We start from the raw sequence: 12,872 nt of genomic DNA on the forward strand, positions 1-12,872 counted from the left end.
TACGGGCCGCCGCGATCGCCTCCGGCCGGCCGCCCGTGCGGCGGCTTCCGGCGGTCACTTGTGCAGCCGCACCCCGCAGTGCGGCCAGGGTGTGGAGCCGCGGCTGATGTAGAGCTTCTTCGCGCGGAACGTCTGCTCCTCGGCCGAGGCGTCCTGCGGGCGTCCGCTGCCGCCGAGGCTGTGCCAGGTGTGGGTGTCGAACTGGTACAGCCCGCCGTACGTCCCGGAGGGGTCCACCGCGTGCGGCCGGCCGCCGGACTCGCAGACGGCGAGACCGTGCCAGTTCAGGCCGTCGGCGCCGGTCACCGAGTCGGGGTGCGGCTTGATCCCCACCTTGACCAGCTGGGTGCGCGCCTCCCGGACCACCTCGGCCGTCTCACGGCGCGGCTTCTGCCGGACTCCGTTGACGGAGCGCAAGTAATATGTCACACGGCGCAGCCCCGGCCGCCCGGCCCGCTCCACCACCTCGGTGCCCTTGAACAGCGTCGGGTCCGCCGTCCGCCGCACCTGGAAAGGGATGGTCTCCTCGCGGACCTCCTTGCTGCCGGTGACGCGCAGCACGGTCACCGTCTGTCCGTCGCGCGGGAAGCCGGCCTGGGACACGGAGGTGGTGTCCTGGCCGTGCAGGGTGATCCCGGCCTCCTCGACGGCCTCGCCGACGGTCGCGGCGTTGGTGCGGATGGTCCGGGTCCGGCCGTCCGCCAGGATCGTGACCGTGCGCTCGGTGCGGACGTCGAGCGCGAGCCCGGCGCGTCCGATGTTCTGGGAGCGCGAGGCGGACAGGTAGGCGCCCTCGGCCCGCACGCCGAGCTGCCTGAGCGCCCCGTCCACCGTGCGCGCCGTCGTCCACACCTCGCGCCGCTCGCCGTCCAGCGTGAGCCGTACGGGGCGGCCGTAGCGCACCGCGACCTCGTCACCGCTGGCCAGGGCGGTACCGGGGGCGGGGGCGACCACGTCGTGGGCGCCGACCGGTACGCCCTGCTCGGCCAGCAGTCCCGTCACGTCGTCGGCGAACGTGTGCAGGGTGCGCGGCTTCCCGTCCACGGTCAGCTCGATCGCCTTGTCCTTGGCGAGGAACGCGGTGGTGCCGCCCGCGAGGAACGCGACGACGAGCGCCTGCGGCAGCAGCCGGCGGACGGCGGACTCGGGGCGCCTGGAGTACCGCGCCTTGCGCCGGCGCGCGGCGCGTCGCCCCGCGCCGGGGCGCTCACCCGCCCCTCGCGCCTCCCCTGCCGCCACGCGCTCGTCCGGCCGCGGCGGCACCTGCTCTCCGGCGTACGCCTGCGCGGCCTGCGCGGCGGCCTGCGCTGCCTGCGCCGCGGCCTCGTACGCCGGCTGGTACGTGTCGTCCCCGTACGCCGTGGGGTGCGCCGGCACCCCGGCGTCGTGCACGCCGTGCGTTCGGTGCGTCTCCTGCGCGCCGTGCATCTCCTGCGCGCCGTGCACTCCGGGCGCGCCGTAGGGGTCGTACGTCCCAGACGTCTCGTACTGCGATGTGCTCACGCCGACACGCTCCAGAGGGCCAGAGGGGTCCGGATCGGGCCCCCAGAACCTAGCGGAGCGTCCGTCACTCTCCAAAGCGGCACGACTACCCACCGTCGCGTGCGGACCGAAGGCGCACCCCGCCGAACGTTATGCGGCAGTTACGATCGATATACGCTCAGTAGTCGAAAGCGCGGGCCGTGTTCGCGCCCAGGGCCGTCGCCAGCGCGTCCTCGTCGATGCCGCGCACGGCGGCCATCGCGCGCACCGTGACCGGAATGAGATACGGGGCGTTGGGCCGTCCGCGGTACGGCGCCGGGGTCAGGAAGGGAGCGTCGGTCTCCACCAGGAGCAGTTCCAGGGGGGCCACCGCCACCGCGTCCCGCAGGTTCTGGGCGTTCTTGAAGGTGACGTTGCCGGCGAAGGACATGAAGTAGCCCTCGCGGGCGCACTCCCCGGCCATCACGGCGTCCCCGGAGTAGCAGTGGAACACGGTCCGCTCGGGGGCGCCCTCCTCCTTGAGGACGCGCAGGACGTCGGCGTGGGCGTCGCGGTCGTGGATGACGAGGGCCTTGCCGTGCCGCTTGGCGATCTCGATGTGGGCGCGGAAGGAGCGCTCCTGGGCGGCCTTGCCCTCGGGCCCGGTCCTGAAGTAGTCGAGGCCGGTCTCGCCGACGCCCTTCACCTGGGGCAGCCCGGCCAGCCGGTCGATCTCGGCGAGCGCCTCGTCCAGCGCCGCGTCCCCGCCCCCGGCGCGCGCCCCCTGCCGGGACCACCCGTCGGGGTCGCCGTGCACGATCCGCGGCGCCTCGTTGGGATGCAGCGCCACGGTCGCGTGGACGTTCGCGTGCGCGGCGGCGGTGTCGGCCGCCCACCGCGAGCCCTTGATGTCGCAGCCGACCTGGACGACGGTCGCGACGCCCACCGACGCGGCCTTCGCGAGGCCCTCCTCGACCGTGCCGGACTGCATGTCGAGGTGCGTGTGGGAGTCGGCGACGGGCACCCGGAGGGGTTCCGGGAGCGGCGGCGCCGCGTTCTTGTCGGCCGTACGGGAGGCCGTACCGGAGGCGTTCGAAGGCATGCCCCGATCCTACGAAAGGGGCATGCCCGCCGGTCCCGCGCCCGGGTCAGCTCGCCTCGCGCTGGAAGGGATGCAGGAGGTCCGACAGGTGCCAGTGGTGCGGCTGCCCGGCCTCCGCGGAGGTCTCCGCCGCCTCGGCCGGCCCGCCCTGCGCACCGGACTGTCCCGCGGGACGAGCCGTCGGCTGGTGCGAGCGCTGCGCGGCGTTGCGCACCGACGAGACCTGCCCCGCGCGCATGATCCGCAGGACATGACCGTCGCAGTTCTGGCACGAGGGCCTGCTCAGCGGCGACGGGACGACCCGGCCGTCGGCCACGTACCTGACGTACTCGTGGTGGTCGGCGTCGGTGTGGTGCTGTATCTCGTACGACTGCTCCCAGCCGTGCCCGCATCGCATGCAGGCGAAGGAATACGACTCGTGGACGACGGCCGTGGCCGCACCGTGGAGGCCGGTCTGCCCTGCGATCTCACTCATGCCAGCTCCTCTTGTCCGCTTGGACAAGCACGCACCCCCGGCGCGGGGATTCCCCCCGGAATCCCATGGGGGTGAGGGACGGGTGCGTCCCTCACGACCAGTGGACGCCTTCGCCCACGCGAATGCGACAGGCCTGCCGAGTGTTGGAGGCGATTTGGCGCCGGCTTGCCAAACGGGCCTCACCGGACAGGGCTGGGCTTTGCGTTTCCCGCCCTTGCTTTACCGTCCCGTGGGGCGCGCGCTCAGAGGAGAAGCACCCCGCTCAGAGGACACATCACCGCAGGTCAGGGGCGCACGCTCAGAAGAGGAGCGACCCGCTCGGAGATCAGGGTGCGCCCCTTGGAACGCCGGGTCCGGAAGCGCCCCGTCAGGGGCGCGGGGAACTGCGCGACCAGCCCCCACCGCCTCGCACACGACTACACAAGAGCAACCACAACGGCGCTCCGAAGACCGACCTCACCCATCAACACGCTTCGCGGCGACCACGGCGTCAAAAACGACCCGCTTGGGAATCCCCGCCGCCACCGCAACCGCCGCGATCGCCTCCTTGCGGCGCTCCCCGGCCTCCTCCCGCACCCGCACCCGCCGCACCAGCTCCTCCGCGTCGAGCTCCTCCGGCCCCCGCTCGGGCGCGCCCTCGACGACGACGGTGATCTCGCCGCGCACCCCCTCGGCGGCCCACACCGCCAGCTCGGCCAGCGGCCCGCGCCGCACCTCCTCGTACGTCTTGGTCAGCTCGCGGCAGACGGCGGCCCGCCGCTCGGCGCCGAAGACCTCGGCCATGGCGGCGAGGGTGTCGTCGAGGCGGTGCGGGGCCTCGAAGTAGACGAGGGTGCGGCGCTCCTCGGCGACCTCCTGGAGCCGCGAGCGGCGCTCGCCCGCCTTGCGCGGCAGGAACCCCTCGAAGCAGAACCGGTCGACGGGCAGCCCCGACAGCGCGAGCGCGGTGAGCACGGCGGACGGCCCCGGTACGGCCGTGACCCGGATCTCCTGCTCCACGGCGGCCGCGACCAGCCGGTAGCCTGGGTCGGAGACGGACGGCATCCCGGCGTCGGTCACGAGCAGCACGCGCGCGCCGCCGACGAGTTCCTCGACCAGCTCCGGGGTGCGGGCGGCCTCGTTGCCCTCGAAGTACGACACCACGCGCCCCTTGGGCGTCACCCCCAGTGCCTGGGTGAGCCACCGCAGCCGCCGCGTGTCCTCGGCCGCGATCACGTCGGCGCCGGTCAGCTCCGCGGCGAGCCGGGGCGGCGCGTCCGCGACGTCGCCGATGGGGGTGCCTGCGAGGACAAGGGTTCCAGTCACACCCCCATCCTCGCAGCCGCCACCGACAGCGCCGTCCCCGCCGGACCCCGGGGGCGGTGAACGCAAAGGAACCCACCGCGAAGCCCCATTGCACGGGACTCACACAGAACGGTTCCCTACGATGGCGCGGTGACCAGTACCGCGTCCTCCTCGGACACCCGGCAGGGCCAGGCAGTGCTCGACGAGCGGCCGACGTGGCAGCAGCGGCTGCACCGGTTCGGCTACCCGGCGCACGCCTCCGGTGACAGAGGCGCCGTCGGCTCCGGCGCGCACGCAGGTGTCGTCGACCGTCTGGTGCCGCCGTACGCGGAGCCCAACCCCCGGCTGTGGGCCGCCCTCGGGGTGCCCCCGGTGCTCGCCGAGCGGATCACGCGCTGGTCGGGCTGGGTCGGCCCGCTGCTGGTGACACTGATGGCGGGCCTGCTGCGGTTCTGGAACCTGGGCAGCCCCAAGGCGGTGATATTCGACGAGACGTACTACGCGAAGGACGCGTGGGCGCTCGTCCACCGCGGTTTCGAGGTCAACTGGGACAAGAACGCCAACGACCTGATCCTGCAGAAGGCCGGTCACGTCGGCATCCCGGTGGACGCCGCGTACGTCGTGCACCCTCCGGTCGGCAAGTACGTCATCGGGCTCGGGGAGCTGGTCTTCGGCTTCAACCCGTTCGGCTGGCGGTTCATGACGGCGCTGCTCGGCACGCTGAGCGTGCTGCTGCTGTGCCGGATCGGGCGCCGGATGTTCCGCTCCACCTTCCTGGGCTGCCTGGCGGGCGCGCTGATGGCGGTGGACGGTCTGCACTTCGTGATGAGCCGCACCTCGCTGCTCGACGGGGTGCTGATGTTCTTCGTGCTGGCCGCGTTCGGCTGCCTGGTCATCGACCGGGACAAGGCGCGGGAGAAGCTCGCGGCCGCGCTGCCGGCCGAGGCCGACGGCCGGGTCCGCCCGGACGCGCGCGTGGCCGACGGTTTCCGGTTCGGCTGGCGTCCCTGGCGCTGGGCCGCGGGGGTGCTGCTGGGCCTCGCGCTCGGCACCAAGTGGAACGCCCTGTACATCCTGGCCGCGTTCTGCGTGATGGCGCTGCTGTGGGACGTCGGCGCCCGCAAGGTGGCCGGCGCCCGGCACCCGTACCGGGCGGTCCTGGCGCATGACACGGGGATCACGTTCCTGGCGACGGTCCCGGTGGCGGTCGCCGTCTACCTGACCTCCTGGATCGGCTGGATCCTCTCCCCCACCGACGGCAGCGGCGGCTACTTCCGCAACTGGGCGGCCACCGCCGGCAAGGGCGGGAACTGGACGTTCCTGCCGGACTGGGTGCGCAGTCTGTGGCACTACGAGCACGAGGTCTACCTCTTCCACATCGGCCTGTCCTCGCCGCACACGTACATGTCGAACCCGTGGTCCTGGCTGGTGCTGGGCCGCCCGGTGTCGTACTACTACGAGTCGCCGTCCCCGGGTGTGGACGGCTGCCCGTCGGACGCCGGCCAGAAGTGCGCCCGTGAGGTGCTCGCGATCGGCACCCCGCTGCTGTGGTGGGCGGCCTGCTTCGCGATCGCCTACGTCCTGTGGCGGTGGGCGTTCCGCCGCGACTGGCGGGCCGGAGCGGTCGCGTGCGGGATCGCGGCCGGGTACCTGCCCTGGTTCATGTACCAGGAGCGCACGATCTTCCTGTTCTACGCCGTCGTCTTCGTGCCGTTCCTGTGTCTCGCGGTGGCGATGATGATCGGCGCGATCATCGGCCCGCCGGGCTCCAGTGACACCCGCCGGCTGGTCGGCGCGTCGAGTGCGGGCGTCCTGGTGCTGCTGATCGTGTGGAACTTCATCTACTTCTGGCCGCTGTACACGGGCACGGCGATCCCGATCGACTCCTGGCGTTCACGTATGTGGCTGGATACCTGGGTGTGAGCCACATCCCTGATCTCTGTTCGACCAACAGTTCGGCCAACAATCGGTCAACGCCTGTCACAGGAGCCCCACAACGACCTAGAGTGCGCGTCACAACCAGCTTTTGAACGCGTTCACAAAATGCGCAAAAGCTCACGGGGAGGGACTTTCGCATCATGCGCAAGGGGGTCAAGGGCGCTCTGATCGGCGGCGTCTGCGCGGCCGTGCTGGGCGGGGGCGGGTACGGCGCCTACAACGTTCTGTCGGCGCTGCACGGCGACGCCGCGCCGGCCGTGCGGACCGGGCCGCCGACGAAGGACGAGATCAAGGACACCACGCAGAAGTTCTTCGGCGCCTGGGAGAAGGGCCGGTCGGCGACCGCGGCGTCGCTCACGAACGACTCCGCCGACGCCGAACCCGTGCTCACCTCCTTCAGCGACGTGGCGCACATCAAGGACGTGCACATCACGCCCGGCAAGGCGACCGGCGCCACCGTGCCGTACAGCGTGCGGGCGACCGTGTCCTACGGCGGGAAGTCGAAGCCGCTCGCCTACAAGAGCCGGCTGACGGTCGTGCGCGGCCAGACCACGCACCGCGCGCTGGTCGACTGGGACCCGTCGGTGGTCCACCCGGAGCTGAAGCGCGGCGACACCCTGTCCACCGGCGAGGCGGCCAGCCCGCCCATCGAGGCCGTGGACCGCAACGGCGTGGTCCTCACGAAGGACAGGTACCCGTCCCTGGGCCCCATCCTGGACGAGCTGCGCAGCCGGTACGGCGACAAGGCGGGCGGCACCCCCGGTGTGGAGCTGGTCATCCAGCACGCGTCCGCGGAGTCCGCCGACACCACGCTGCTGACCCTCGCGGAGGGGAAGGCGGGCAAGCTGCGCACGACGCTCGACGCGCGCGTGCAGGCCGCCGCGGAGACCGCGGTGACGAAGTACGCCGAGTCGTCGGTGGTGGCCGTCAAGCCCAGCACCGGCGAGGTGCTGGCGGTCGCCAACCACCGCGAGGACGGCTTCAACGCTGCCTTCCTCGGCGAGTTGGCGCCCGGCTCCACCATGAAGATCATCAGCGCGGCCACCCTCATCGACACGGGCCTGACGACGGCGAGCGGCCCGGCGCCCTGCCCGCCGACCGCGACCTGGCAGAGCCAGACCTTCAGCAACCTCAAGGGACTCCAGCCGGACGAGAAGGCCACCCTCTCGGACAGCTTCGCGCGCTCCTGCAACACGGCGTTCGTGAAGTACGCCGACTCGGTCCAGGTCGACTCGCTCACCAAGGAGGCCGAGGACCGGTTCGGGCTCGGGAAGAACAACTGGAAGGTGGGCATCCCGAGCTTCGACGGCCGGGTCCCCGCCTCCGGCGGCCCGGACACCGCGGCCAACCTGATCGGGCAGGGCCGGGTGCAGATGTCCCCGCTGAACATGGCGTCGGTCGCGGCGACCGCGATGACGGGGACCTTCCGGCAGCCGGTGCTCGTCTCGCCGAAGCTGGACGGCCGTGAGCTGGCCACCGCGAAGGGTCTGTCCGCGTCCACGGCCGGCCAGCTGCGTGCCATGATGAACCGCACCGCGACCAGCGGCACCGCGGCCGGTGTGATGCGCGGGCTGAGCGGCAGCATCGGCGCCAAGACGGGGTCTGCGGAGGTCGACGGCCAGTCCAAGTCGAACAGCTGGTTCGCCGGCTACCGCGACGACGTCGCGGCCGCGGCCATGACCCAGGACGGCGGCCACGGCATCGACGCGGCCGGTCCGATTGTCGCAAGCGTGCTACGGATCGGTGGGTGACGTCACCCTCACAGGGCGGGACTCTAGGCTGGTGCCGTCGTTGGGGAGCGTGAGGGCTACGGGGCGACGGGGACCCTGGGGAATGCGCGGAGGAACTGACCAGTGGGCAAGAGAAGGCGCGTCGCCGAGCGACGGAAGCACAGACCCGCCGTCATCGGCGGGGTGATCGCCGTCGTCGTCGGCGGCGTGGGCTTCGGCCTCTACGCGCTCTACGACGGCGGGGCCGCCGACGCCTCGACGGCGGGGACGGCCGACCACAAGCCCGTCAAGACCGGCCCGCTGTCCGCCACCGAGGTGCAGACGACCGCGCGCACCTTCCTGTCGTCCTGGCAGCAGGGCAAGGTCACGCAGGCCGCCGCCGTCACGGACGACAGCAAGGCGTGCATCAAGCTCCTCACCGGCTACACCAAGGACGCCCACGTCACGGGCGTCACCCTCACCGAGGGCACCCGCACCGGCGGCAAGGTCCCGTTCTCCGTCAAGGCGACCGTGTCGTACAAGGGCGTCAGCAAGCCGCTGTCGTACGACTCCGCGTTCACCGTGATCCGGCGGACCAGTGACGGCAAGCCGGTGGTGAACTGGCACGCCGCGGTCGTCCACCCGGACCTCGCGGACGGCGACACCCTGGTCACCGGCGAGTCCGGCACCCCGCCGATCAAGGCGCTGGACCGGGACGGCGGGGAGATCACCACCGCCAAGTACCCGTCACTGGGCTCGGTGCTCGACGGGCTGCGGGAGAAGTTCGGCAAGAAGGCCGGCGGCAAGGCGGGCGTCGAACTGCGCGTGGTGCGCGGCGCGGCGTCCGAGAAGGCGAAGCTGTCCGACAAGACGCTCCTGGAGCTCAGCAAGGGCACGCCGGGCACCGTGAAGACCACGCTCAGCCCGACCCTCCAGGCGGCCGCCGAGAAGCAGGTCACCACGCAGAAGAACGCCTCGGTGGTGATGATGCGCCCGTCGACCGGCGAGGTCCTGGCCGTCGCCAACTCCAGCCACGGCTTCAACGTGGCCTTCCAGGGGTCCCTGGCACCCGGTTCCACGATGAAGATCATCACGTCGACCATGCTGTTCGAGAAGGGGCTGATCACCCCCGACGCCTCGCACCCCTGCCCGAAGACGTACAAGCTCGCCGGGTGGACGTTCCACAACGACGACGACTCCGAGATCAAGCAGGGCACGTTCAAGCTGAGCTTCGGCGCCTCCTGCAACAACGCCTTCATCGATTTCGCGCCGAAGCTGTCCAACAGCGACCTGACGACGGAGGCCCAGCAGGTCTACGGCCTCGGCATGAACAACTGGGCGATCGGCGTCCCGACCTTCGACGGCTCGGTGCCGGTGCAGAGCGGCGCGCAGATGGGCGCCTCGCTGATCGGGCAGGGCGGGGTGCGCATGAACCCGCTGAACATGGCGTCGGTGTCGGCCACGGTGGACACCGGCTCCTTCCACCAGCCGTACCTGGTCGATCCGAGCGTCGACAACCGGACGATCGCGAAGGCCTCGCGCACCATGTCCTCGAAGACGCAGGCGCAGCTGAAGGAGGTCATGCAGTACACGGCGGGCTACGGCACGGCGGCCAAGGCGATGTCGGGCCTGAGTTCGAGCTGCGGCGCCAAGACGGGCTCGGCGGAGGTCGACGGCCAGAAGAAGCCGAACGGCTGGTTCACCGCCTACTGCGGCGACTTCGCCGCCGCGGGCGTGGTCCAGGCGGGCGGCCACGGCGGCGACACGGCAGGACCGATCGTGGCGGCACTGCTGAAGCTGGGCGCGTCCCTCTGAGTCCCCCGAGGGCGCGACTCAGCCGGCCACCGGCGTCGCCATGTAGGTGCGCCTGAGGAAGCGCAGCAGCGCCTTCGACTCGAACTGCACCACCGACGTGCCGTGGTCGGAGTGGAACTCCACCACGGCCTGTACCCGCCCCAGCGGCCAGACCCGCACGTCGCCGCTCTCCGCGGGTGCCCTGAGACCTTGTTCCAGCAGCGAGCGCGAGAACGTCCACTCGTCCGTACCGGGCAGACCGATGTGTACCGTCCTCGGATCGGCATCGGGGTCGTAGCGCAGGACGACGGGCACCGCGCCCGGATCGTCTCGCGCGTCCTCGTCCGTGACGATGTGGGCTCGCGCGTACTGCTCGACTACAGACATCGGACTGCCCTTTACGCTCCGTGATCTGTGCGAAAGCTGTGCATCCGCTTTCCTATCCAATGTGCCACATTTTCCGTAATGCGCTTGCGGAGGCCGCCGTTCTTCCCGCGCGGTTCGCATGTGACGACCTTCTGTCACTTGCAAAAGCTTCGCAATAGGACCCTAAAATCGGTCCGTGCATGTACCTGACGGATTCATCGACGCCCCGACCTCCGCGGTCACCGCCGTGGCCGCGGCCGGCGCCCTCGCGGTCAGCCTGCGCGGCGCCCGCCGCGAGCTCGACGAGCGCACCGCGCCGCTGGCCGGCCTGGTGGCGGCGTTCATCTTCGCCGTACAGATGCTCAACTTCCCCGTCGCGGCCGGAACAAGCGGACACCTGCTGGGCGGGGCGCTCGCCGCGATACTCGTCGGCCCCTGGACGGGCGTCCTGTGTGTCTCCGTGGTCCTCCTCATGCAGGGCATCCTGTTCGCGGACGGCGGGCTGACCGCGCTCGGCGTCAACATCACCGACATGGCGATCGTGACCACCCTGGTCGCCTACGCCGTCTTCCGCGCCCTGGTGAAGGTCCTCCCCCGCGGCCGGCGCTCGGTGACCGGCGCCGCCTTCGTCGCCGCCCTGCTCTCCGTGCCCGCCGCGGCCGTCGCCTTCACCCTGCTCTACGCGGTCGGCGGCACCACCGACGTCGCCATCGGCAAGGTGGCCGGCGCGATGATCGGCGTGCACGTCCTCATCGGTGTCGGCGAGGCCGCGATCACCGCACTCACGGTGGGCGCGGTGATCGCCGTACGTCCCGATCTGGTGTACGGGGCGCGCGGCCTGCGGCAGGGGCTGAAGCTGCGCGTGCACGGCGAACTGGTGGACGCGCCGGAGCCGACCGCGCCCGTGGCGGCGCGCACTTCCCGCCGTGCGCTGTGGATCAGCGGCCTGGCGACCTCCCTGGTGCTCGCCGGGTTCGTCAGCCACTACGCCTCCGCCAGCCCCGACGGCCTGGAGAAGGTCGCCCACGACCACGGCATCGACTCGCAGACCAGGGAGCACGCCTCGGCCGGCTCCCCGCTCGCCGACTACGGCGTCGAGGACGTCTCCGACGCCCGGCTCTCCGCCGGTCTCGCGGGCGTGATCGGGGTCGGTGCGACCGTGGTCGCGGGCAGCGCGGTGTTCCGGGCGGTGCGCAGGCGCCGTACCGGCACCCCTTCCGAGGCGCGCTGACGTGGGTGCCGGGCACGCGCACCGGCTCTACCGGCACGCACACTCACGCGTGCACGTGCTCCCGCCGCACACCAAGCTCGCCGCCGTCCTCGCCTTCGTGGTCGTCGTGGTCTCGACCCCGCGCACGGCGATGTGGGCGTTCGCGCTGTACGCCGTGCTGCTCGCGGTCGTCGCGCGGCACGCGCGCGTGCCGGCCGGCTTCCTGCTGAAACGGCTGCTGGTCGAGGTGCCGTTCGTCGCCTTCGCGGTGCTGATGCCGTTCGTCGCGGAGGGCGGGCGGACCGACGTGCTGGGCCTCTCGCTCAGCGTGAACGGCCTCTGGGGCGCCTGGAACGTTCTGGTCAAGGGCACGCTGGGGGTCGCGGCCTCCGTCCTCCTCGCGGCCACCACCGAGCTGCGCGAGCTGCTCCTCGGCCTGGAGCGGCTGAAGCTGCCGCCCCTGCTCGTCCAGATCGCCTCCTTCATGATCCGCTACGGCGACGTCGTCACCGACGAGATGCGCCGGATGCGGATCGCCCGCCGGTCGCGCGGCTTCGAGGCGCGGGGCGTGCGCCACTGGGGCGTGCTCGCGAAGTCCGCGGGCGCGCTGTTCATCCGCTCCTACGAACGCGGGGAGCGCGTCCACCTGGCCATGGTGAGCCGCGGGTACACAGGCTCGATGCCGGTCGTCGACGAGGTGACCGCGTCGCGGGCCGAGTGGTCGTACGCCCTCGCGCTGCCGCTGTCCGCTCTCGTCGTCTGCCTGTTGGGATGGGCCCTGTGACCCCTGCTCCGGCTTCCCTGGAGGTCTCCGGCCTCGCCTACGCCTACCCCGACGGGCACCAGGCCCTGTTCGGCGTGGACTTCCGCGTCGCGCGCGGCGAACGGGTCGCGCTGCTGGGGCCGAACGGCGCCGGGAAGACCACCCTGGTGCTGCACCTCAACGGCATCCTGGGCGGCGGCGCGGGCGCGGTGACGGTGGCCGGACTGCCCGTGGGCAAGCGGCACATGGCGGAGATCAGGCGCCGGGTCGGCATCGTCTTCCAGGACCCGGACGACCAGCTGTTCATGCCGACGGTCCGCGAGGACGTGGCGTTCGGACCGGCGGCGGCCGGACTGAAGGGCGCTGAACTGGAGGCACGCGTGCGTGCCGCCCTGGAGCGGGTCGGCATGGCCGGCTTCGCCGAACGCCCGCCGCACCACCTGTCCTTCGGGCAGCGCCGCCGGGTGGCGGTGGCCACCGTCCTCGCCATGGAGCCGGAGATCCTCGTCCTGGACGAACCCTCCTCCAACCTCGACCCGGCCTCCCGGCGCGAACTCGCCGACATCCTGCGCGCCCTGGACGTGACGGTCCTGATGGTCACCCACGACCTGCCCTACGCCCTGGAGCTGTGCCCGCGCTCCCTGGTGCTCAGCGACGGCACGATCGCCGCCGACGGGCCCACCGCCGAACTCCTCGCCGACGACGCCCTGATGCGCGCCCATCGCCTTGAACTGCCCTTCGGGTTCGTCCCGCGTCCGTGACAATGGGCG

At 71.7% G+C, this 12,872-nt stretch carries 11 protein-coding genes; 6 read left to right on the forward strand and 5 right to left on the reverse strand.

Annotated features, from left to right (window positions below; genetic code table 11):
- Window positions 1–54 precede the first annotated feature (54 nt).
- The 4 genes from ACZ63F_RS07340 to rsmI form a co-directional block, all read right to left on the reverse strand.
- Complete coding sequence (locus ACZ63F_RS07340; protein WP_469709552.1) at window positions 55–1,503, reverse strand: ubiquitin-like domain-containing protein; 1,449 nt, start codon at window positions 1,501–1,503, stop codon at window positions 55–57.
- A gap of 157 nt (window positions 1,504–1,660) precedes the next feature.
- Window positions 1,661–2,563, reverse strand: a complete 903-nt coding sequence (locus tag ACZ63F_RS07345) for a TatD family hydrolase (RefSeq protein WP_469709553.1) — start codon at window positions 2,561–2,563, stop codon at window positions 1,661–1,663.
- 46 nt (window positions 2,564–2,609) lie between these two features.
- Window positions 2,610–3,038 carry a hypothetical protein gene (locus tag ACZ63F_RS07350; protein WP_469709554.1) on the reverse strand — a complete coding sequence of 143 codons (429 nt, stop codon included), beginning with the start codon at window positions 3,036–3,038 and terminating at the stop codon, window positions 2,610–2,612.
- Between the two features lie 456 nt (window positions 3,039–3,494).
- On the reverse strand, window positions 3,495–4,343 hold the full coding sequence (rsmI, locus tag ACZ63F_RS07355; RefSeq protein WP_469709555.1) for a 16S rRNA (cytidine(1402)-2'-O)-methyltransferase: 849 nt from the start codon (window positions 4,341–4,343) through the stop codon (window positions 3,495–3,497).
- A 129-nt stretch (window positions 4,344–4,472) separates the two neighbouring features.
- On the opposite strand from rsmI, the gene ACZ63F_RS07360 reads away from it, so the two are divergent.
- The 3 genes from ACZ63F_RS07360 to ACZ63F_RS07370 all read left to right on the forward strand — a co-directional run bounded on the left by ACZ63F_RS07360 (window position 4,473) and on the right by ACZ63F_RS07370 (window position 9,784).
- Complete coding sequence (locus tag ACZ63F_RS07360) at window positions 4,473–6,245, forward strand: dolichyl-phosphate-mannose--protein mannosyltransferase (RefSeq protein WP_469709556.1); 1,773 nt, start codon at window positions 4,473–4,475, stop codon at window positions 6,243–6,245.
- A gap of 155 nt (window positions 6,246–6,400) precedes the next feature.
- The gene (locus ACZ63F_RS07365) at window positions 6,401–8,011 is read left to right on the forward strand and encodes a penicillin-binding transpeptidase domain-containing protein (RefSeq protein WP_469709557.1); all 1,611 of its coding nucleotides are present in this window, start codon (window positions 6,401–6,403) and stop codon (window positions 8,009–8,011) included.
- A 102-nt stretch (window positions 8,012–8,113) separates the two neighbouring features.
- Window positions 8,114–9,784 (forward strand): penicillin-binding transpeptidase domain-containing protein, encoded by a 1,671-nt coding sequence (locus ACZ63F_RS07370; RefSeq protein WP_469709558.1) that lies wholly within the window; start codon window positions 8,114–8,116, stop codon window positions 9,782–9,784.
- Between the two features lie 18 nt (window positions 9,785–9,802).
- Here ACZ63F_RS07370 and ACZ63F_RS07375 read toward each other — a convergent pair whose 3' ends face one another.
- On the reverse strand, window positions 9,803–10,150 hold the full coding sequence (locus ACZ63F_RS07375; protein WP_093501907.1) for an SsgA family sporulation/cell division regulator: 348 nt from the start codon (window positions 10,148–10,150) through the stop codon (window positions 9,803–9,805).
- Window positions 10,151–10,325: 175 nt separating this feature from the next.
- Between ACZ63F_RS07375 and ACZ63F_RS07380 the strand changes: the two genes are divergently transcribed.
- From ACZ63F_RS07380 to ACZ63F_RS07390, 3 genes are read left to right on the forward strand one after another with little or no spacing between them, the layout of a single operon-like run.
- Window positions 10,326–11,360 (forward strand): energy-coupling factor ABC transporter permease, encoded by a 1,035-nt coding sequence (locus ACZ63F_RS07380; RefSeq protein WP_469709559.1) that lies wholly within the window; start codon window positions 10,326–10,328, stop codon window positions 11,358–11,360.
- Window position 11,361: 1 nt separating this feature from the next.
- On the forward strand, window positions 11,362–12,123 hold the full coding sequence (gene cbiQ / locus ACZ63F_RS07385; RefSeq protein WP_469709560.1) for a cobalt ECF transporter T component CbiQ: 762 nt from the start codon (window positions 11,362–11,364) through the stop codon (window positions 12,121–12,123).
- The gene (locus ACZ63F_RS07390) at window positions 12,111–12,863 is read left to right on the forward strand and encodes an energy-coupling factor ABC transporter ATP-binding protein (RefSeq protein ID WP_469709561.1); all 753 of its coding nucleotides are present in this window, start codon (window positions 12,111–12,113) and stop codon (window positions 12,861–12,863) included. The genes cbiQ and ACZ63F_RS07390 overlap by 13 nt, the downstream gene beginning before the upstream one ends.
- Window positions 12,864–12,872: the final 9 nt, after the last annotated feature.

This window comes from Streptomyces sp. NPDC104761 (assembly GCF_055583445.1).

What these genes read in the sequence shown, in the direction of transcription:
- ACZ63F_RS07350 (WP_469709554.1), bottom strand. Translation starts at nt 3,038, where the DNA reads ATGAGTGAGATCGCAGGGCAGACCGGCCTCCACGGTGCGGCCACGGCC.
- ACZ63F_RS07345 (WP_469709553.1), bottom strand. Translation starts at nt 2,563, where the DNA reads ATGCCTTCGAACGCCTCCGGTACGGCCTCCCGTACGGCCGACAAGAAC.
- ACZ63F_RS07365 (WP_469709557.1), top strand. Translation starts at nt 6,401, where the DNA reads ATGCGCAAGGGGGTCAAGGGCGCTCTGATCGGCGGCGTCTGCGCGGCC.
- ACZ63F_RS07390 (WP_469709561.1), top strand. Translation starts at nt 12,111, where the DNA reads ATGGGCCCTGTGACCCCTGCTCCGGCTTCCCTGGAGGTCTCCGGCCTC.
- ACZ63F_RS07375 (WP_093501907.1), bottom strand. Translation starts at nt 10,150, where the DNA reads ATGTCTGTAGTCGAGCAGTACGCGCGAGCCCACATCGTCACGGACGAG.